Here is a 20,974-nt window from a genome sequence, read left to right on the forward strand (position 1 = left end):
CGGGTTCTTTCTTATATTACATATAAATAAACACAAAGAAAATGAGCCATGCTTCCAAGCATAATGAAAATATGAAAAATTTCATGAAAACCGAAATAATCAAACTCTAGAAACTTAGGTTTTAGAGCGTAAATTAATCCACCAATTGTGTACAGGATTCCACCGGCTATGAGGAGGAGAGTTCCAGATGAACTTAGTGATTCAGATAAAGGCGAAAAGGCAAATATAATTATCCAGCCTACTGCCACATAAAGGACCGTTGATAGCCATCTTGGACAATTAAACCAGATCATTTTAAAAAGCACACCGACTACTGCGATGACAGAAACAATAGAAAATATTAACCAGCCTGTTGCTCCCTTTAAGCTAATCAGACAAAAGGGCGTATAGGATCCAGCAATTAAAACAAAAATCATTGAATGGTCGAGTCTTCTAAGAAAAGCAATGACCTTATCCTTAGCAACTACCATATGATAGGTGGCTGATGCGGAGTAAAGCAGGATCATGCTAATGCCAAAAATAATAACAGAAGTGATTGCAATTGGAGAAGCCGTTGTTATTGATGCCTTGATCACCATCGCTAGAAGTCCAACAAAGGAAAGAATCGCTCCAGCTAAGTGTGTAAGACCGTTAATTGGCTCTCGGATATAAGATGTCATCAATAATCCCCCTAATTTATGTAGTTTTGATAACTACATATAATGATACATATGTTTCAATAGATAGTCAATCATTTACTTAATCTTTTTAATACAGTATTATTTATTTATAAAATATGAATGTTGAGGTTTATGTAAATGGAAAATTTGCAAAAAATGATAGAGTCACTGAACTTAAATAGTCAAATTTCTTTAAATGAAATTCCTGACATTGATCTCTATATGGATCAAGTAATCCAGCTGTTTGAAAATAAATTTAGCTGCACGAAGCGTAATGAGGAAGAAAAGATCCTGACAAAAACAATGATCAATAATTATGCTAAAGGTAAGCTGTTATTCCCGATCAAAAATAAAAAGTATTCAAAAGAGCACCTCATTTTAATTAGTTTTATTTATCAATTAAAGGGGGCTCTCTCGATTAATGACATAAAAGAAACATTGTCTGGCATCAATGAAAGAATTATCAAGCAAAGTATGGATGTAGACGGTTTCTATGAAAGCTTTCTTCACTTAACTGAAAAAAATATCCATGCATTTATAGAACAAATTGAACAAAAAGGAAAGGATGCAAATGAAGAGATAGGTGAAATGATAGAAAATGAATCTGCGGTGCTAAAGAAAACGCTCATGATTGCCTCATTAGCCCATATGAGCAATCTATATAGGCGTGCAGCAGAAAAGCTTGTCGATGACCTTGTATCTGGGAGGAAATTGGATAATATTTAATATTAAGGACGCTTGATGTATGTTCTCTGATTAACTGTCCAAATAACAGGTTAGTGGACAGGTTTCATCGTTTTCCCCAAAACCTGTCCAATAAATTCAGTTTACTGGTCAGGTTTCGGCGGTTTCCTCAAAACCTGTCCATATTACCAGGTTCATTGGACAGGTTTCATCGCTTTCCCCGAAACCTGTCCAATAAATTCGGTTTACTGGACAGGTTCCGGCGGTTTCCTCAAAACCTGTCCATATAACTAGGTTTAGTGACAGGTTTCATCATTTTACCAATAAATTGGAGAGTTAAGTGTAATATACGAAGTTTACCACTAACACTGTTCGTCATCCCGTTTTTTATATAACACTTTACGTAAATTCACGATAAAAATATCCGTCATCTCAAAGATGACGGATATTTAACTGCTACTCCACCCCATTCATAATCTCAGAGACAATTTCAAAGGATCGCAGTCTGTCTTGGTGGTTATAGATTTGGGCGGTGACCATGATTTCGTTGACCTTTGTGTCTTGAATGAAGCTTTGCAGCTGAGCTTTCACTTTGTCTGGACTGCCAATAATGGAGGAACCAAGCTGTTTTTGAAGCAGGCTTTTCTCATATTCGCTCAAATGCTCGTCTATATTGTCGACTGGAGGCTGGAGCTGTCCAGGCGTATTGCGAATAAGATTAAGGAATTGCAACTGAAGGGATGTTGCAAGCCGTTTGGCTTTTTCATCCGTATCTGCCGTAATAATATTCACTCCAACCTTTGCATAAGGTTCATCTAGTACATTTGAAGGGCGGAAGCTGCGGTAATATAAATCAAGAGCAGGCAACGTATTCTCAGGTGAAAAATGACTAGCAAAAGAAAATGGGAGTCCAAGCTGACCCGCAAGCTGAGCGCTGAAACCGCTCGAACCTAGCAGCCAGATGGGAATATTTAACCCCTCACCCGGTACAGCACGAACATGCATAGGTGCTGAACTTCTAGATGGGTCGAAATATGTCCGAAGCTCCTCTAGTTGTTCGGGAAATTCCGATCCATCCATGCGGCTGCTTCTTCTTAAAGCTCTGGCGGTTAGTTGATCTGTTCCTGGAGCACGGCCAAGTCCTAAATCAATTCTGCCTGGGAATAGGGACTCCAACGTCCCGAACTGTTCTGCAATCACGAGTGGAGAGTGATTAGGCAGCATAATGCCGCCGGACCCAACACGAATGGATGTAGTACCTGCGGCAACATGCCCGATGACAACCGAAGTTGCTGAACTGGCAATCCCTTGCATATTATGATGCTCTGCAAGCCAGTATCGGTGATAGCCCCATTTTTCGGCATGCTGTGCAAGATCTAATGTATTACGAAGTGCTTCTGATGCTGTTCCGCCAACAATGATAGGGGATAGATCTAAAACAGAATAGCGAATTTCGTTAAGTGATTTTTTTTCAGTCTGGACTGACATATTATTCAACTTCCTTCATTCATTCTTCTTTAAAAAGTTTTTCCTTTGAAAGCTATTTTATCAATATTTATGAAATCAGGATAATGAAATGCTTATATAGAAAACTCGCCGATTGGCAAGTCTTGAAAAGGCAAAGACAGAGCGTAGTTGAACTTATATTTAATTCCTAAAATTGGCAACTACATCGGATCAACTTCTCCGCTGACAATTTATACTTTCTTAACGTATAAAAAAGCGGACTAAGGCTAGTCCGCTTTTAGAAAAATACGATATAAATAACTAAGGCCAATACTATTCGATAAATGGCGAATGGCACAAGTTTGATTTTATTAATCAGTTTTAAAAAGAAACGAATAGATAAAAGGGCGAACACAAAGGCGCTAATAAATCCGGCGATGAAAAATGGCAAGGCATCGATCGTGAAATATTGCCAGTTTTTCAATAATGAGATAAAGCTAGCACCGGCCATAATTGGTACAGCCATAATAAAAGTGAAGTCAGCTGCTGCACGGTGGCTTAATCCGAGCAATACACCGCCAGAAATCGTTGAACCCGAGCGTGAAAACCCAGGCCAAAGTGAAAAGCATTGTATCAATCCAATCGAAAACGCCTGTTTATAAGTAATTTGATCAACCGTGTCCACTTTTGGCCGTTTCCCTCCAAAAATATCTGCAAGGATCATAAAGACAGCTCCAATAACTAAGCCAATTAATACTGTTTCAGTTGAAAATAAGTTTTCATCGATATAATCCTCAAATAGAACTCCGAGTATACCGGCTGGAATAAGGCCGACAATAACTTGTGTCAGCTTCAAACGGTTTTCTGGAACCGCTGCACCCTTATTCCGTCTTCCAAGTCCTAGCATGTCAATAAATCTATCTTTAAAGATGATGACAACTGCGAGTATGGATCCTAACTGTATGACTACCTTAAATGTATTTGCTGTAGAATCTGATAAAAAATCCTTCGTATGAAGCCACATATCATCCACGATGATCATATGCCCGGTAGATGAGACTGGGGCAAATTCTGTTAAACCTTCAACTAATCCAAGTATGATTGCTTTTAAAATCATCATAAAATCAACTATCATTTTTCCTGTAATTCTCCTTTTTGTAAGTAGGGATATTAAGATTTTTTTAATTGCCATTATCGCCCTCATTATAATAGACGAATATGAAAGCAAAAACCTTACACTTATAGTTTAAAAGATTAAAAAAACGGGCAATATTTATTCGCTGTTAAAGTATAGCACAATTAAAAGCAAGATTTCCATGGAATTAGAGGACGGAGGAATGAAGGCGATTTCAAGATTCCTATCTTATGCGTATTTGACTGCAAGTAATTATGTATAGTTCTCATGAACAGACTTCACAAACTTTTCACAGACTCATGATCTTTTGTGAGTAATATCACCTATTCAGAGGAATGGAATCAGTATGATTAAGATGTAAAGGAAAAGGATTATAAAGGAGGAATTAACATGAATAAAGGTATGAAATATCTTCTAACATCCGCAATTGGACTAAGCTTACTAACTGCATGCAACCAACAATCTGTACAAGAAAAACCTCAGCCAGAGCAAAAGGTATTAGCAGCAGAGAAAAGTAATAATGAAGTCATAGCCCCACATAAAGGGTTGAACCAAGAACCGGTTCCGCTGAAAATCGAAAGAGTGGGTCCTACAGAAGTTAACGTAGAAATGACATCACAGATCACAGACATTGAAATAGACAAAGGGTATATGTACAAAGCTTGGACATTTAACGGGGAAGCCCCTGGGCCAGTTGTAGTAGTAAATGAAGGGGATACAATTAACTTTACATTAAAGAATATGGATCCGGCCATTCCGCATAGCATGGATTTTCACGCTGTTCATGCAGCACCATCTAAAGATTTTTCAAATGTAAAGCCTAATGAATCAGGTACTTTCAGTTATCCAGCAAATAAGCCAGGTGTATTTATGTACCACTGTGGAACAGCACCTGTACTTTCACATATTGCAAACGGAATGCATGGTACGATCATTGTTAAGCCGAAAAATGGCTATCCAACCGATGAAGGGATTAATAAAGAATTCGTTATGATTCAAAACGAATGGTATAAATATAACGATTTAGATGATTTCACTAATGGTGTTCCAAGTCAAGTTGTATTCTCAACTAAGGCTCTTCATGAAGGTGACCTAAATACAAATGGCGATACGTTCACACTTAAAGAACAACCTCTATTAGCAAAAGTAGGAGACAGAGTAAGAATCTATATTAACAATGTAGGACCAAATGAAGTAAGCTCATTCCATGTTGTTGGTACAATATTCGATGATGTATATATTGACGGTAACCCATATAACCATTACAAAGGATTACAAACTGTTATGCTGCCAGCCAGCGGTGGTGCTGTAGTTGAATTTACCGTAACAAGAGTCGGAAGCTATCCAATTGTCACACACCAATTCAACCATGCTCAAAAAGGAGCCGTCGCCATTCTTAAAGTCACCGAAACAGGTGAAGACGACGGTAAGGCTACAATGAGCCATTAATAGATAAATAAATCACACAACTAAAATTATACTAGAAAAAATTTATAAAGTGAACCTTAAATTTCAAATAGAGGGCAGATATTCCTATAAATATTACGGACAGTTATGAAACATGCGACGTAGGAACACTGCCCTTCAAGCTGTATAATCGTAACAGTGAATGGGGAGGTGTATCCCAAATGAATAAAAAAGTTCTCCTATTTATTGTATTTTCTTGGTTCATTTTTGCGGGTAAAGTACACGGGTCAGAGCTGACTGTATCTAATACAAAGGAGCTACAGGAGGCTCTATTAAATCGTACTTCTTCTGTGATAAATCTCAAATCGGGTGAATATCCCGGATCATTTACTATTTCCCATCCCGTTCATTTAATCGGTGAAAAAGGAACAAAGATTATCGGTCCATATGAAGGGAACGTTATTACAATTGAGGCTGATGACGTAACTATTGAAGGCGTACAGATAGAAGGGAGCGGTTCTCAAAATTCTGGGATTTATATTAAAGGCAATCGTTCTCATATTCACCATAATTTAATTAAAAATGTATTTCATGGGATTTATGCTCATGAAAGCTACGGCCATCGTTTTGAACATAATACGATTACTAGCTTTGACGAGAAGTCCAAATATAAAGGCTATGGGATTTATTTAGTGAAAGCACCAAATACTTCTGCCAATAGCAATCTCATATATGATACACAGGATGGAATTTATGTATCCTATTCTGAATTCTGTGAGGTAAAAGGAAATCAAATGATCCGGACACGGTATGGTGTTCATACAATGGATTCCAGAAATGTCCTCATTTCGCAAAATCAAGTTCGTGAAAGTATTAACGGACTGATGATTATGCAGAGCTATGAAGTTTTTATTCTAGAAAATATCTTTTATTTAAATACAAAAATCGATGGTGCAGGGATGTTTATCTTTGACACATTCGATTCAAAGATCGCTTCCAATGTAGTTATGAGCAACTATAAAGGAATTCTAATGGAAAATGCGAAACGAAATCGGATTGAGTTTAATACTTTCCTAGAAAACGATACAGGATTGGAATTAAGAAAGAATTCTGAAGAGAATTCTGTTTATTTAAACAATTTTTATCAAAATACAAAACAAATTATTTCTGATAATCAAAATGAAAATATGTTTAATAAGGATCAGTATGGAAATTATTTCGATGATCATCAATCATTAAGCCTAAATAAAGATAAGATTGTAGATTTTGCCTATAAAAGCGGTGATGTTTTTTACAATATGACAAGTAAAGAACCTTATTTGCAAATTTTTCATCGAAGTCCAGCTGTGGAATTATGGAATATGATTGAAAAATTCACTCCGATTCCATCTGATACGTTTGTGATTGATGAATATCCGCTAATGAAGCCAGCACCCGTTCATTGGGAGAAGAGTCAAAGTGAGCTGTCATATAAGGAGAAAATAGAAATGAATTTTTCTCAGGTCCTCTCTTTTTTACTCATTATATCCGGAAGTTCCTATATCTTATTTAAGTTTGGGAGGGAGAAGCATGAAGTGTAGATGGTGGGTTCTTTTATTGGCTGTCATGATATCCTTAACTGCTTGTTCTAATAAAACAGCAGCTCCAGTTGAAATAAAGGCGAATGAAGAAGATTGTGATGCTTGTCACATGGGCATAGAAGACTTACACTCTGCCGCACAGATCATTCTAGAAGATGGAGAACCAAAGTTATTCGATGATATTGGCTGTATGGTCGTATATATGCAAGAGCATCAGCCAAAATATGAAGCCGCCTTCGTTCATGATTTCGATTCAAAGGAATGGATATCATTCGATAATAGTACTTTCGTACAAAATCAAAATATTCATAGTCCTATGAATTATGGAATTGCAGCATATGAGACAGAGCAACAAGCATCTGACATGCAAAAAGAACAAGGTGGGGAGATTTATTCTTCAAAGGAGTTATTAGAAAAAGATTTGAAGGGAACAAAGCACGGGCATTAATCAAGAAGTTTATGGGGAAAATCCATAGATTGGAGGGAAAATGATGGAATTGGGTATTTTGTATTCAATGGTAAAGCATGAGCTGCGCCTGCTCCTTAGAAGTAAGTGGTTATTGAATTTTATGATTCTCTTTATTTTTCTATCTGGACTGCTCTATTTCTATGGGTTGAACTCCGTTAAACTCGATCCTGTCAAAGTAACTTACGGATTAGAAGGGGTTAATAGCAATATTGAAACAATGGGCGTGAATCCTGAATATTACGGCTTAAAGGAGATCACACAGCAGCCAGAAAATACGGCAAATATAAATCAAACAGCGTATAATCGTTCTATCGCACTGCTGATAAATTTATCCCTATGGCTCTTGCCGATTATTTGTTTAATTCTAGGAGCAAACTCCATTATTGGAGACAAAGAGAGTGGCAGATTGGGATTATATAAAACGTATCAAGTTTCTTATTGGAAGTATATGCTCAGCAAGTTTTTATCATTAGTAATCTCTATGTTTGTCGTCATGGGTGTATCTTATGGATTATTCGGTCTTATTTTTTCTATCATCGGGAAATCTTTTCAAGCTTCGATCTTTCAAGTATTCCTAAGTGTGAACATGCTGCTCATTATTGTGTTTTCTGCCGCAGCATTATTCGTTGGGGCGATTAGCAAAACCAGAATGCAAGGTTTGTCATATGCATTGTTCTTCTGGTGTCTGACAGTTTTCATTTATGAGTTTGTCATCATGACGGTTATCAATTGGATTCCGTATGCCTTTAAACTCAAAAGCTTATTTTTCTTCATCTTACTTAACCCAATAGAATCCATTCGAGTATGGTCCATTTCAAAGCTTAATGCAGAATACGTATTTGGTCCAGAGTTTTTAATGATTGAAAAATGGAGTGAGAGTGGCACCCTTTCCATTTCATTAATGATCTCAATTGTGCTCCTAATGTGGATTGCAATGGCCATATCCACTAAAATGTTGAAGAAAAGGGGAGTTTAGCATGATCCTTGAATTAAGAAATCTCTCCAAAAAATATAAACATAAAACGGCTCTATATCCGGTAGAAGCAGGAATTAATCTAGGAGAATGTGTCGTGCTATGCGGAGGAAACGGTGCAGGAAAGAGTACGATGATCAAAATGATTACAGGGATTGATCAAGCTTCTTCTGGAACGGTAGTCTTTCATTCAAAAAAGAAAAAGCCATTTGCCTATATGCCAGATCAAATGAATTTCCCTCCAGATTTGACCCCCATTGAGATCTTACATTATTATGGGAAATTCCTGAAAGTGGATAAGGAAAAAATCAAACAAGTTTTGCAAGACGTGGGCTTATGGGAGGACCGCAATCAAAAGGTTGGCGGCTTCTCTAAAGGTATGTCGCAACGCCTTAACCTTGCTCAATGTTTGCTGGCAGATACGGATATATATATATTAGATGAACCTACGAATGGCTTGGATCCCTACTGGGTCATTCAATTTAAAAGAATTTTACAAAAGCTGAAAAATGAACATAAAACCGTGATTGTTAGCAGCCATATCATGCGAGATGCCATTGAAATTGCCGACAAAGTCATGATTTTATTTAATGGAAAGGTACGGTCCTTTGGTACTCTAGAGGAAATTTATCGTGAGCATGCTAGTGAATCACTGGAGGAAGTATTCTTGACCATCCATGAAAATGAAAAGAAGTAAGTTGCTAAATGCTAGAATCTCGATAACAAGCAGCTGGAAACCTTAAAGATCTCCAGCTGTTTCCTATTTTCTAAAGAAATTTTCTGTATAGTACGGTTGGGACTTTATATTAAACGCTACACCCACACCTAAATATTGATATTCCGGTCTAAGGATATTCTCCCGGTGGCCAAGAGAATTCATCAGACCTTCATGGGCAAAAATACTGCTAAACTGCCCCATTGCCAGATTCTCGCCAGCTACAGTAAAGGATACTTGGTCCTCACTCATTCTATCAAAAGGGGATTGCCCGTCTAAATTTGTATGGGAAAAGTAATTTTTATCCGCCATATCAAGGCTATGCTTCCGTGCTGTTTCTTTTACTTGATCATCCCATTTTAACACGGATATTCCATGTTTTACTCGGTCTGCGTTCGTTAAATCGAATAGTTGATATTCGAAGCCTTCTTTCAACTGCTCTGATCCATCGGTATAAAAATGATTTTTAGCCTGTTCTAAATCTTCATCAATCATTTGAATGGCCGTCACCGTATTTTTGGCATGTTTATCGTAAAAAACGGTTACATTGCTCTGATCAATAGAAAATACATCATAATCTCGTTCTTTATCATACTGGTAAAAAACTAAGCCTTTTCGAATTTGATTTAAAGGCTTTCCAAGTTGTTGAAGAACAGCTTCTTTCGAACTGCCAAGCTTTATCCCTTTCGCAGAGGAAATTAAGTCTTGATTTGTGTAAAGACCCGCAACTTTTTCGTTCGTATCGTATGTGACCATGAAAAAGTTATGATAATTTTCATGATAGGTATACCATTTAGATCCATATTCATTATAAGTGGATCTTTTTGGCGGTCCCGCTAGCTTTTCAACATTCTCCTTACTTTCCCCTAGAACAATATTATGAATCGAAAAGGTTTGGCTGGAAGGAATGGATAATTTCGGTTTATCTATTGGGATTAAGTCTTTATTCGGAAGAAGCTCCACCTTTTCATCCATTTTCCCAGCTAACTGATTGATGGCGGAAAAAATCGTCTCAATCGCTACAGAAACTTGTGGATTTTCTGAAATGGCATGAACCTCATCTTTAAACCTATCCAATATAGGGTAAAAATCTGTTTTTTCCAAATATTTTTCAATGAAGGGCCATGATATAAATATGATAAAAAGTAATAATAAAGTTCGAAAAAATTTCCTCAATGTTTCACCATCCGTCTGCTCTCAATTTTACAGGTGAATCTCATGCTATCACAATTATTACCCATTCATTATAAAATTTAAAAAATAATTAATAAAATAAAATGTACTTAGTTAATTTTGGAAATGAAATGGCACGGTTTTGTTTTATAAAAACTAATGGATGGAAGTGATGTTGGGCAATATAACAATATTTACAATGTTTCATAATTAATAAGGGGGAATGGATTTTGAGCTTAACTCCGGATGAACGAGTTGAACTGCATGGATTTAATAACTTAACAAAATCGTTAAGTTTCAATATGTATGATATTTGTTATACAAGAACGAAGGAAGAGAGAGAGGCTTACATAGAGTACATTGACGAAGAATATAGCGCCGAAAGGCTAACCAAAATCCTTAAGAATGTTTCAGATATCATTGGAGCTCATGTATTGAATATTGCCCAACAAGACTTTGTTCCACAAGGTGCAAGTGTAACTTTACTTGTTTCTGAAGGCCCAGTTGTTGAGGTTCCGATTGAATCCTATTCAGAAACACCAGGACCATTGCCGGAATCAGTTGTGATGCAGCTTGATAAAAGCCATATCACTGTTCATACCTATCCTGAATATCACCCTTCTGAAGGAATTAGCACGTTTCGGGCAGATATTGACGTATCTACATGTGGGGAAATATCTCCTTTGAAGGCATTAAATTTCTTAATTCATTCTTTTGATACAGATATTATGACAATTGATTTCCGCGTTCGCGGATTTACACGGGATAAAGATGGACAAAAGCTCTTTATTGATCAAAATATAAGCTCGATCCAAAACTACATCCCTGAGGAAATCAAAAATGAATTTGACATGATTGATGTCAATATTTATCAGTCACATATTTTCCATACAAAATGCCGCATTCGAGATTTCGATTTGAATAATTACCTCTTTGGATACACGAAGGACACCCTTAGCCCTGAGGAAGTAGAGGAAATCACAGAGAAGCTCACAATAGAAATGGACGAAATTTTTTACGGGACGAATATGAAATAAAGGTAGATTTGATGCAGTAGTTAGGAAATGCTATAAAACTTGTCCAAATAATCAGGTTTACCGGACAGGTTTCATCGTTTTACCCAAAACCTGTCCAAATAATGAGGTTTACTGGACGGGTTTCAGTGTTTTATGCAAAACCTGTCCAAATAACTAGGTTTACTGGACAGGCTTCAGTTGTTTACCCAAATCCTGTCCAAATATCTCATTGATTTAGACGGAAATAGAGAATTCATCAAAAGCTGCAGATTTTTGTTAACCCCAGAACTTCCACCATGGTTTTTCAACTTTCTCTGCAGCAGCTGCAGCTTTTCGGAAGCTGACGATTAAATCTTGAAACATCATTTCCCGCTGATGGACATCTTCCCAATATTGCTCCCGTTCGCGCGTAATCGTTTCAATGTAGATTTCTCTATCAGTGTTCAGAGTTTCAATTAACGCACTAATCTCCGTATGCGTAACCTCGGCAGAACTTGAGATATAATGAATCATCGTCTTAAATTCTTCTGAAGCCGCTTCAGAAGATTCTGTAACACGATGAACTAAAGAGCGCAGCTGTTCGGAAGTGCCTTTCGAAGCTTTCGTAACCCTTTTCGATAGAGCTTCGAGCGATTCGGAAGTATGTTCCGAAGCATTATGTATATGATTTGAAAGCTCGTGGATTTCAAGCTTCGTCTTTTCATTCGATTTATATATGGAGTCAGATAGACTTTTCACGGTGTGAAGCGATCCCTTCGAAATTTCTTTCTTTACCTCTTCCAAAACTTCTTTGCGAATGCTTGTCCGAATTTCCGCTCTGACATCATCAATTAACTGATTTCTAAAGGATTCCATTGCTCCATAAACCATGGATATATCCGGAACTTCCTCTCTGCTGCGGATTTCTTCCGAAATGGGAGCCAGTGAGGTTTCGATTGATTCGGAAGCTGATTCCGAAACCTTATGTTGGGAAATTAAATCTTTAATCATTTCCTTACTTAAGTTTTTATTGCGCATCTGCTTAATGGTTTCAAGTAGTTTGATTTCCTCATCCGTATAGAATCGTGCCCCTTGCTTAGAGCGGGGGATTACTAGCAGTCCATCTAAATCCTTTTCCCATTGCCGCAGTGTTCCAGGGGGTATATTTATCAATTTTGATACTTCCTTAATCGTATAGGCTTTAACGAATTGATTTGGCATTGGTTCTCCATCCCTTTCTGTCTTTAGTCGTTATGAATATTTCGGAAGGCCTTTCCGAGTTAATTTTTCTATGTAAGAGTTATTCAGCAAAGGCTATCCCTTTTTCCTGCAACATGACAAAAGCTATCAAAACAAGACGGAATTCTGCAGAATTAGGAGATTTCGACAGCGAAGATTAGATTAAGTGAAAAAAAGAAGAGCAAACAGTAGTTGCTGTTCGCCCTCCTCTAATTATGTGGAAAGTAAATATCTAATTTGCCTGATGTTTTTCTTAGTGTGAAATAATGCTGAAAAGCACTATTAATAAAAAAATCCGGATATTCCTGTAAACAAATGGTGTATTTAAAGCCATCCTTCCGTTTAAAGATAAGTTGTTCATTAGTCACAAGGATTGAGTCGAAATGAAAACCTTCTCTTTTCCATAGGAAATCGTCATCTTCATAATAGTTGAGAATAACTTGACCTTGGATAAATTCCGATAGTACCCCTAAATGTTCGATTCTTTTTTCCATACTCTAAGCACATGCCCCCCACAGCCGCATTGGTCAACTAAGTGTTTTTTAAATCAAAGGATAGACGTCACTACTGTCTAATGATTGTTGTCTCTAATTCAATTTCAACATTGCCTTTTAATGCTCGGGAGATCATACAGGAAGTTTCTGCTTTTTGGGCTAATTTTAGAGCTAAAGCTTCATTTTTTTCTGTTGCTTCACGTTTTAGAATGATAACCGGGCGGTGAATGATTTTTTTGTAAGTGATCACACCTTTTGTTACATCAACTATCCCTACAGATTCCATTGACAAATCAACTTTTTCTAGCTTACTGCGTTCCATCATAGCAGCCAAAGTAATGATGTAGCAAGTTGCAGCGGCTCCAAGTAGCATTTCATCCGGGTTAGTTCCAATTCCAGGACCATCCATTTCTGGCGGGATGGAAACCTTTGTCTTCAATTGACCAGCTTCGATTACTCCCACATCGTTTCTAAGCCCTGGCCAATGTGCTTTTAAATGAAAATGGTGTTCAGCCATTGTAAAATCCTCCTTGAAAACTTACTTTTCGTATTAATTTTACGATAGTTTGATGAAAAGAAGGCTACTTTCTTCAAGTTTTTCATCAATAACGGATTCTGTGTCCTATTCATTCGCCGAATATGCGAATTTTAAGGTAATAAGGTATTCTCTGTCCGCTATTAATTAGCATGCAAGCTAGTTCCATGATATTCTATTAATCTAGAGTTTTTAAAAAAGGAGTCATAATAGCATGAAATTTGTGTCGTGGAATGTGAATGGAATTCGAGCCTGTGTGAAAAAAGGCTTTTTAGATTATTTTCATGAAGTAGATGCAGATATATTCTGTATTCAAGAATCAAAACTGCAGGAAGGGCAGATCGACCTTGAACTTGAAGGCTATCACCAATTTTGGAATTATGCACTGAAAAAAGGCTATTCGGGTACGGCAATTTTTACGAAAAAGAAGCCGCTCTCCGTTAAATATGGTGTAGGAGAAAATGAAACGGAGCCAGAGGGAAGAATCATTACGTTAGAGTTTGAATCTTTTTACTTGGTCAATGTATATACGCCAAATTCACAAAGAGATTTGGCTCGATTATCCTATCGATTAGAGTGGGAAAATGAACTTCTTCAATATCTTTGTGAGCTCGATCAAATAAAACCGGTTATTTACTGTGGAGACTTGAATGTAGCACATAACGAAATTGATTTGAAAAATCCAAAATCGAATGATGGCAACTCTGGCTTTACAACAGAGGAGAGAAATAAAATGACTCGCTTGCTTGATTCTGGCTTTGTTGATTCCTTTAGATACGTCTATCCAGATGCAGAGGGTGCCTATACATGGTGGTCTTATATGGCTAAAGTAAGAGAACGGAATATTGGCTGGCGAATCGATTATTTTATCGTTTCCGAAAGAATGAAAAATGCAATAAAATCTGCACAAATTCACTGTGACGTTATGGGCAGTGACCATTGTCCGATTATGCTGGAGATGGAAATATAAAAAAATTCAAGCCGACTTCATACTGTTACACGAACATGAAGCCGGCTTTTTTTGGGAGGAATGTTGGGCAAATTATCTCACACTACCCTTGTCTCCTTTGATAATCCTTATAATTCAAATGCCACTTTCGGAACTTTTTCCACGCCTCCTCAAAATCCGGCTGAATAATCGAAAGCTGAACCCAAGCCCTTTCTGATAAATAAGCGCTTTTATAATGTAAATCAAATCCTGAAAGTGCAGCATCCTCAGCCATGTTTGCACAGCTGTCTTCTCCTTTTAATGTTACAATCATCGGATAGCCATATGTAGTTAAAAATGCCATTTCCTCATTTTTCTCTGCAGAAAGGATTTGTTCATAGCGATTTTTCAAAACTGAATACCTATCTTCATCTAAATAATATCTTAGTGCTCTCTCTATGCTTTTTAACACTTGTGAAGAATAGGTAAACGGGATATTCCCATTCGCATACAACCCCAAATCTAGATAAGAAGGAAGAGTTGAATCTTCTTCGATTTCATGGTTCGAGAAAACAAACGAAAGCCCGCTCATTGTTCCAATCGCTTTCCCGCTAACCCCTGTTGCCAAATAAATCTCTGAAAGTGAGAACGGCAGGGCACCAAAGGAGCTGACACAATCAAGACAAAGCTTTATATCATAGATTTTACATAGCTCTTGGATCTTTTCTAATGGATTTAGCATTCCAGTGGAAGTTTCGCCATGCGCCATTAAAACCCATTCATAATTCAATTGTTCTAGTTTCATAGAAATTTGACGTTCATCGAAGGGCTTGCTCCATTCATAGCTTAAACAATCAAATGTTAGACCCCATCTTTTTGCTTGGTTCACTAATCGATCCCCAAATGCTCCATTTGTTAAAATTATTCCTTTTCCGGGAAGTCTTTTCAATTGAGCAATCATCGCTTCATTTGCAAGAGTTCCGCTGCCATTTAATAAATGAACATATGATGCCTTACTCATGGATAAAAGCATTTGCTTTACTTTTTCAAGCGTCATCGAAAAGTCGTATGAGCGATGAGAGACTGGCTCTTCAGTCAGGGCAGTACGAATATCGTCTCTTAAAACGACTGGACCCGGATAAAAAGAGTATCTTTTTTGCTTTAATCTAGCAGCAACTGACTTCTCAAATTGTTTTCTAGTTAACACCATAGGGACGAACTGGGCATCTTCTGTTCCAACCGTATCCGCAAAAGCTTCAAAACCCATTTGCTTATAAAGCTTCTGTTCACGAATTGTTCCTGATATAACAGCAGCACTATACCCCTGTTTATAAGCATAGTCAGATAAAGCACTGACAAGCATGAAAAATACCCTTCCATTTCGATGCTCTTTCCTTACAGCAAGAAGTCTAATTTCACAAAGCTTACCTGACAAAGCATCATCATGTAGCAGATTCTCTACAGATCCGACTTTCTTGTCCAAGGAGAAAGGGCGCTGATCACGGATGGCAATCATACCAGCAAGCTCTTGATCTTTTAAAACAATAATATATTTATTTTCATGATGAAAAGGATCCACACGAATTCCATTTTCGTCAGGTTCATGCTGGGGGATCTCTTCAACAAAGGTTTCGTAATTTAATTTTGCTATTTCGGAAAACTCTCTCTCTGTGCGAGCTATTTTACACCAATACATATTGACAACCTCTCTTCGATCAAGCTCTTTCTATATGATATGCAAACTGACTAAAATCTATTTTCGCATAATTTTAGATTGAAAGAAATATTTTACTCCTAAAAATTGTAATAGAGATGATTAAATAGAAATATGTGGTAAAATCGGGATGATTGGGAAACTGAGAAATTAGTATATAACAAATTTCAAGGAGTTTTAATTATGTATGATTATATGCATATTTTTCTTATTATTTCTGGATTATTTGCATCACTATTAAGTTTCTATGATGCGTACAGGGTATATAAATATCGAGGAATCTCAGCTAAGTCAAAATTGGAGGCTATGTACACCTTTTCATTTTTCATCATTCAAACGGTTCTATCCAGCCAATACATCTTTGACGAGAATTTTCTTTATCCCATTATTATCAGTTTAATGATCGTTTTCGCCATCATTTTATATAGATTGTTTGTGACAGGGCAAGTCTTAGTGATTAAACAAACATCTAAAAATATTGTTATTGAACGTGTACGCTCGGAATTAAATCGTTTATCCATTTCTTTTACAGAGGAGGGATTTGATTTTTCGGATTTGCATCAATTTCATCTAGAAGATCAAACAATTATAAAGGTGAGCGATCCTTGGGGAGGGGAAAAGGGAATAAAGACGTATCAATTAAGCTTTAGAAAATGGTGGCGTCTATATGAATACGAAGAAATCAAAACAAATATTATTGAAAAATATCGAGAGGAAAGGGAGGATGAGGTTTATTGGGAACAGATTCTTTTTTCCATTGGACTAGGTATAGGAGGTTTCATTATTATAGGATTCCTAGCTTGGAAGTGGAACCTTATTTATTAACAATGGAGATTAAAAGTATAAGAAAAGCAGAGAATAATGGAGATAGAAGGAATTTGGCATGAATATGAAGCTTAAAATCGCAAATAGTTCCTCTTGCACATCGTTTCGTTTCTTATATAATAAAAGGAAATTAATAAAAATGTTTTCTAGGGTTCCGCAGATAACTGGCCTGGTCCGAGAGAAAACTCACAGAAATTTCTGTGCCACGGAAGGATAAAAGCCTGGGAGATGACTGTTTATTGACAGCGATCTCTTAGGCTTTTTGTCTTGGGGAAATTTGTATTGGAGGGAAGCAGCATGAATTGGTTAAAGGTATTTTTTGCCGCATTTTTTGAGGTGTTTTGGGTGATAGGTCTAAAGCATGCTTATGATATTTGGACATGGGCGGGGACAATTGTTTGTATCATTGTCAGCTTTTATGTACTAATCATGGCAGGAAAGAAATTGCCGGTCGGTACGGTATATGCCGTTTTTGTTGGGTTGGGTACGGCTGGAACCGTTTTATCAGAAATTATTTTCTTTGATGAGCCTTTAAAAATATCGAAGATTATTCTCGTCCTAATTTTATTAGCGGGAGTCATTGGGCTTAAGCTTGTTACGAATGAAGAAGAAACTGATTCGAAAGGAGAGGCTGCATCATGAGTTGGGTTTATCTCATCTTAGCAGGGATATTTGAAATGATAGGTGTTCTGATGATCAACAGCCTGCACAAAAATCGTAATTGGCAGTCACTTATCATGCTGCTTATCGGTTTCGGAGCAAGCTTTCTTTTTCTAGCGCTCGCCATGGAGGAATTGCCGATGGGAACAGCCTACGCCATCTGGACTGGAATTGGAGCTTCTGGTGGAGCCATTTTGGGTATTGTGTTGTATGGTGAGCAAAAGGGTTGGAAAAGGCTATTATTTATTAGCATGGTTCTTGGTGCAGCAATTGGGTTGAAATTAGTATCGTGAAAAAGCTCGCTAAAAAAGCGAGCTTTTTTTAAAAAAATCATATATCAATCTAGTTTTTTTAGAACCATTCGAACGGTTTTCAAAATATGACCGTCAAAGTTGTCATCAAATTCAGATACTACTGTAAAACCTTTGGCATCGTAAAAATTTCTGCCAATATGATTATCTCTTTCTACATTTATATAAACTTCATTAATTCCTTCAATATGATGAAGCCCTTCACGGAGCAAAGCTGTTCCAATGCCTTTTCCTTGATATTCTGGCAAAAGATAAATGGCGCCAAGCTCAACCTCTCCATGCTCCTTAATAGGAGAATAATTGGCAAAACCTACAATTGCGCCCTCTATTTCAGCAACATACAAATAGGAATGCTCCAATCTTCTTTTCATCATTTCATCGTTATAAGCCGATTTTAAGAAATTATCTTGGATATCTCTTGGGATTATTCCTTCATATGTATGATTCCAGCTTGATTTAGCTACATTTTGTACCTGTGGAATATCATCGAGCGTCATAGTCCGGATAGAATAATTCATGTAAATCCACCTTTCTTATTATTATAAAAATGTATTTTTTTCCAATATTATCATAGTCAGGGAAAATTAGTGTTTAATTTATTTATATCTAAGGGAAATTAATGTAATGTTTCTAAATTAATAGATATAATCATTTTAGTAGGAAAATTCAGGTAAAGAAACCTAGGCTAAGGAGAAAGAGATGGAACAAGAATTACTAAACATATTTGATCAACAAAGAAATCCTATAGGAGTTGCCTCACGGGAGGAAGTACATCGAGCAGGATATTGGCATGAAACATTTCATTGTTGGTTCATAAGTGAAGATGATGGGGTACATTATATTTATCTGCAAAAAAGAAGTGCGTTAAAGAAAGATTATCCCAATTATTTAGATATTACAGCAGCTGGGCATATTTTAGCACAGGAAACAATTCAAGATGGTGTTCGGGAAATAAAAGAGGAATTAGGGATTAACGTCACATATAATGAGTTGGTTCCTTTAGGTATTATTAAATACAGCCATACTAGAGATGAATTTATTGATAATGAAATTGCACATGTTTTTTTATATAAGAGTCGATTTTCTATTAATGAGTACATTTTGCAAAAAGAAGAAGTAGCAGGAATTGTTAAAGTTGAATTTCAAGACTTTTCAAGGCTTTTGCTACGAGAGTGTGATGAAATTACGATAGAAGGTTTCGAAATTAATCAGTTTGGAAAAAAAATAACCGTTCAGAAGCAGGTAAGGAGAAAAGACTTTGTTCCGCATGAACAATCTTATTATGAGGAAATAATAGACTTGATTACTAAAGAAATTAATAATTATTTATAATTTTTCCAAATGCAAACCATACTACGTTCAGAGGTGAGGATCATGTACAAACTATTATCACATAATGACTTGGACGGGGTTGGATGTGGAATATTGGCGAAGCTTGCATTTGATAAGCAAGTAAAGGTTCGCTACAATTCCGTATCGGGTCTAGACCGTGAAGTGGAATGGTTTTTAGAAAACGATAGCAAGGAAACATTTCTATTTATTACAGATTTATCCGTAAGTAAAGAAAATGAAGGTAGACTTGATGAGTTTTACCACTCGGGCGGGAAGTTACAGCTGCTGGATCATCATAAAACGTCTCTGCATTACAACGATTATGATTGGGGGCATGTCATTGTTGAGGCTGAAGAAGGAAAGTTAACTTCTGCTACATCCTTACTTTATGAATATCTTGTTTCCAAGCAGTTGTTAAACCGATCGGAAGCTATTACTGAATTTGTGGAGCTTGTCAGGCAATATGATACGTGGGAATGGGAAAAGAATAATAATCAGCAGGCTCAGCGGTTGAATGCACTTTTTTTTCTAGTTTCCATTGAGGAATTTGAAGAAAAAATGATTAGCCGGCTCAAAACAAGTGATCATTTCCGCTTTGATGAGTTTGAACAAAAGATTCTTGATATGGAAGAAAATAAGATTGAGCGTTACATACGCCGGAAAAGGCGAGAGTTGGTCCAAACGAAAATTGGAAAATATTTTGCCGGAATTGTTTATGCAGAATCTTACCATTCCGAGCTGGGGAATGAATTAGGAAAAGAATATCCCCATCTTGATTATATTGCGATCATAAATATCGGTGGAAAACGTCTTGGATTCAGAACGATCCATGATCATATAGATGTTTCTGAAGTGGCGGGGCAATATGGTGGGGGCGGCCATGCGAAAGCATCGGGCTGTACTTTAACTGACAAGGCTTACCGACAGTTTGCTGCAGAGACATTTCATTTAGAGCCACTAAGAGAGGATTCGAAGCAGAATCGTTATAATGTGAAACAATCTGCTTTTGGAACTCTTTATCAAAATCGAACGGAAGATTTATTCCTTTTATATTCAAACGATGATCAAACATGGAGTATTGAACAAAATAAAATAAAAATGAATCAGAACTATTCAAGTTTTGAAGAAGCCGAAAGTTACTTAAAAAGAAATTATGCTGCCTGGCTTGTAAGAGATGATATATTTGTTGATTATTTGATGAAAGAAGTGAAAAAGAAAGACATATAAGCAAAAACATAATACTATTAAATGGAAAATAAGAATTAGGGATATTTCCTATTCTTTTTTTCTTTTTGAATAACAACGTAGGAAAGAGGAAATTCTTTGAAAGATCTTGTATTTGTAAAAGATTATCAAGCTAATGATCAGCTAAGAAAAAGTTTTTTCAATTTGGCAGTTGAGGTGTTCGGAATAAACTTTTACAGCTGGTATGAAAACGGATTTTGGACAGAAAAATATATCCCTTATTCATTCGCAGAAGGTGATCAAATCGTTGCAAATGTATCGGTTAACCGCATTGACTTGATTCTTAATAGTGAGAGAAAAAGAGCTCTTCAAATTGGTACGGTCATGACCCATCCCGATTATCGCAATCGAGGGCTTTCGGCAAATTTAATGAACCGAATTTTAGAAGAATACAAGAATGAATATGATTATATGTATTTATTAGCTAATCATACTGTTTTAAATTTTTATCCTAA

General features: G+C 36.7%; 23 protein-coding genes and 1 riboswitch. Of the genes, 14 read left to right on the plus strand and 9 right to left on the minus strand.

Features of this window, described 5'->3' with window-relative positions:
• Window positions 1-11: 11 nt before the first annotated feature.
• Window positions 12-659 (minus strand): PAQR family membrane homeostasis protein TrhA, encoded by a 648-nt coding sequence (gene trhA / locus V7127_RS13870; RefSeq protein ID WP_335353585.1) that lies wholly within the window; start codon window positions 657-659, stop codon window positions 12-14.
• A 138-nt stretch (window positions 660-797) separates the two neighbouring features.
• Here trhA and V7127_RS13875 point away from each other — a divergent pair, with 138 nt between their 5' ends.
• Window positions 798-1,385, plus strand: coding sequence for a DUF1836 domain-containing protein (locus V7127_RS13875; RefSeq protein WP_335486924.1), 588 nt, complete (start codon window positions 798-800; stop codon window positions 1,383-1,385).
• A gap of 414 nt (window positions 1,386-1,799) precedes the next feature.
• Here the strand turns inward: V7127_RS13875 and V7127_RS13880 are convergent, their stop codons facing one another.
• On the minus strand, window positions 1,800-2,831 hold the full coding sequence (locus tag V7127_RS13880; RefSeq protein WP_335353584.1) for an LLM class flavin-dependent oxidoreductase: 1,032 nt from the start codon (window positions 2,829-2,831) through the stop codon (window positions 1,800-1,802).
• A 256-nt stretch (window positions 2,832-3,087) separates the two neighbouring features.
• On the minus strand, window positions 3,088-3,924 hold the full coding sequence (locus tag V7127_RS13885; protein ID WP_335348280.1) for an undecaprenyl-diphosphate phosphatase: 837 nt from the start codon (window positions 3,922-3,924) through the stop codon (window positions 3,088-3,090).
• Between the two features lie 390 nt (window positions 3,925-4,314).
• On the opposite strand from V7127_RS13885, the gene V7127_RS13890 reads away from it, so the two are divergent.
• The 5 genes from V7127_RS13890 (at window position 4,315) to V7127_RS13910 (ending at window position 9,050) form a co-directional block, all read left to right on the plus strand.
• The gene (locus tag V7127_RS13890; protein ID WP_335486927.1) at window positions 4,315-5,373 is read left to right on the plus strand and encodes a multicopper oxidase domain-containing protein; all 1,059 of its coding nucleotides are present in this window, start codon (window positions 4,315-4,317) and stop codon (window positions 5,371-5,373) included.
• A 179-nt stretch (window positions 5,374-5,552) separates the two neighbouring features.
• On the plus strand, window positions 5,553-6,911 hold the full coding sequence (locus V7127_RS13895; protein WP_335486930.1) for a NosD domain-containing protein: 1,359 nt from the start codon (window positions 5,553-5,555) through the stop codon (window positions 6,909-6,911).
• On the plus strand, window positions 6,901-7,359 hold the full coding sequence (locus V7127_RS13900; RefSeq protein WP_335486932.1) for a nitrous oxide reductase accessory protein NosL: 459 nt from the start codon (window positions 6,901-6,903) through the stop codon (window positions 7,357-7,359). The genes V7127_RS13895 and V7127_RS13900 overlap by 11 nt, the downstream gene beginning before the upstream one ends.
• 40 nt (window positions 7,360-7,399) lie before the next feature.
• Complete coding sequence (locus V7127_RS13905; RefSeq protein WP_335486935.1) at window positions 7,400-8,356, plus strand: ABC transporter permease; 957 nt, start codon at window positions 7,400-7,402, stop codon at window positions 8,354-8,356.
• A 1-nt stretch (window position 8,357) separates the two neighbouring features.
• Window positions 8,358-9,050 (plus strand): ABC transporter ATP-binding protein, encoded by a 693-nt coding sequence (locus V7127_RS13910; RefSeq protein ID WP_335347285.1) that lies wholly within the window; start codon window positions 8,358-8,360, stop codon window positions 9,048-9,050.
• Between the two features lie 63 nt (window positions 9,051-9,113).
• On the opposite strand, the gene V7127_RS13915 is transcribed toward V7127_RS13910, so the two are convergent.
• Window positions 9,114-10,145: a CAP domain-containing protein gene (locus V7127_RS13915; protein WP_335486938.1), complete on the minus strand. Its 1,032-nt coding sequence runs from the start codon at window positions 10,143-10,145 to the stop codon at window positions 9,114-9,116.
• A 326-nt stretch (window positions 10,146-10,471) separates the two neighbouring features.
• Here V7127_RS13915 and speD point away from each other — a divergent pair, with 326 nt between their 5' ends.
• Window positions 10,472-11,278, plus strand: coding sequence for an adenosylmethionine decarboxylase (gene speD / locus V7127_RS13920; RefSeq protein WP_335348436.1), 807 nt, complete (start codon window positions 10,472-10,474; stop codon window positions 11,276-11,278).
• Window positions 11,279-11,533: 255 nt separating this feature from the next.
• On the opposite strand, the gene V7127_RS13925 is transcribed toward speD, so the two are convergent.
• From V7127_RS13925 to V7127_RS13935, 3 genes are all read right to left on the minus strand, one after another.
• Window positions 11,534-12,457 (minus strand): MerR family transcriptional regulator, encoded by a 924-nt coding sequence (locus V7127_RS13925; protein ID WP_335355563.1) that lies wholly within the window; start codon window positions 12,455-12,457, stop codon window positions 11,534-11,536.
• A gap of 227 nt (window positions 12,458-12,684) precedes the next feature.
• Window positions 12,685-12,969, minus strand: a complete 285-nt coding sequence (locus tag V7127_RS13930; RefSeq protein ID WP_335348438.1) for a hypothetical protein — start codon at window positions 12,967-12,969, stop codon at window positions 12,685-12,687.
• Window positions 12,970-13,039: 70 nt separating this feature from the next.
• The gene (locus V7127_RS13935; protein WP_335348439.1) at window positions 13,040-13,486 is read right to left on the minus strand and encodes an OsmC family protein; all 447 of its coding nucleotides are present in this window, start codon (window positions 13,484-13,486) and stop codon (window positions 13,040-13,042) included.
• Between the two features lie 232 nt (window positions 13,487-13,718).
• Between V7127_RS13935 and V7127_RS13940 the strand changes: the two genes are divergently transcribed.
• Entirely contained in the window at window positions 13,719-14,474 is a 756-nt protein-coding gene (locus tag V7127_RS13940) for an exodeoxyribonuclease III (protein ID WP_335355566.1), read from the plus strand.
• 82 nt (window positions 14,475-14,556) lie between these two features.
• Here the strand turns inward: V7127_RS13940 and V7127_RS13945 are convergent, their stop codons facing one another.
• Window positions 14,557-16,128, minus strand: a complete 1,572-nt coding sequence (locus V7127_RS13945) for a GNAT family N-acetyltransferase (RefSeq protein ID WP_335486941.1) — start codon at window positions 16,126-16,128, stop codon at window positions 14,557-14,559.
• Between the two features lie 201 nt (window positions 16,129-16,329).
• Between V7127_RS13945 and V7127_RS13950 the strand changes: the two genes are divergently transcribed.
• From V7127_RS13950 to V7127_RS13960, 3 genes are all read left to right on the plus strand, one after another.
• The gene (locus V7127_RS13950) at window positions 16,330-16,971 is read left to right on the plus strand and encodes a hypothetical protein (protein WP_335486944.1); all 642 of its coding nucleotides are present in this window, start codon (window positions 16,330-16,332) and stop codon (window positions 16,969-16,971) included.
• 135 nt (window positions 16,972-17,106) lie between these two features.
• Window positions 17,107-17,201: riboswitch (guanidine-I (ykkC/yxkD leader) on the plus strand.
• 67 nt (window positions 17,202-17,268) lie between these two features.
• Window positions 17,269-17,613: a DMT family transporter gene (locus V7127_RS13955; protein ID WP_335348450.1), complete on the plus strand. Its 345-nt coding sequence runs from the start codon at window positions 17,269-17,271 to the stop codon at window positions 17,611-17,613.
• Window positions 17,610-17,924 carry a DMT family transporter gene (locus V7127_RS13960; RefSeq protein ID WP_335355570.1) on the plus strand — a complete coding sequence of 105 codons (315 nt, stop codon included), beginning with the start codon at window positions 17,610-17,612 and terminating at the stop codon, window positions 17,922-17,924. The genes V7127_RS13955 and V7127_RS13960 overlap by 4 nt, the downstream gene beginning before the upstream one ends.
• Before the next feature lie 44 nt (window positions 17,925-17,968).
• Here the strand turns inward: V7127_RS13960 and V7127_RS13965 are convergent, their stop codons facing one another.
• The gene (locus tag V7127_RS13965; RefSeq protein ID WP_335347397.1) at window positions 17,969-18,460 is read right to left on the minus strand and encodes a GNAT family N-acetyltransferase; all 492 of its coding nucleotides are present in this window, start codon (window positions 18,458-18,460) and stop codon (window positions 17,969-17,971) included.
• Window positions 18,461-18,641: 181 nt separating this feature from the next.
• Here V7127_RS13965 and V7127_RS13970 point away from each other — a divergent pair, with 181 nt between their 5' ends.
• The 3 genes from V7127_RS13970 to V7127_RS13980 all read left to right on the plus strand — a co-directional run.
• A complete protein-coding gene (locus V7127_RS13970; RefSeq protein ID WP_335347398.1) occupies window positions 18,642-19,274 on the plus strand; it encodes an NUDIX hydrolase in 633 nt (210 codons plus the stop codon).
• A gap of 42 nt (window positions 19,275-19,316) precedes the next feature.
• A complete protein-coding gene (locus tag V7127_RS13975) occupies window positions 19,317-20,501 on the plus strand; it encodes a DHH family phosphoesterase (RefSeq protein ID WP_335355418.1) in 1,185 nt (394 codons plus the stop codon).
• Between the two features lie 96 nt (window positions 20,502-20,597).
• Window positions 20,598-20,974, plus strand: a 377-nt coding sequence (locus V7127_RS13980; RefSeq protein WP_335486947.1) for a GNAT family N-acetyltransferase, incomplete at its 3' end; no start/stop codon positions are given.

Origin of the sequence: Bacillus sp. JJ1773, from assembly GCF_036962035.1 — a bacterium.
GTDB lineage: Bacteria > Bacillota > Bacilli > Bacillales > Cytobacillaceae > Cytobacillus.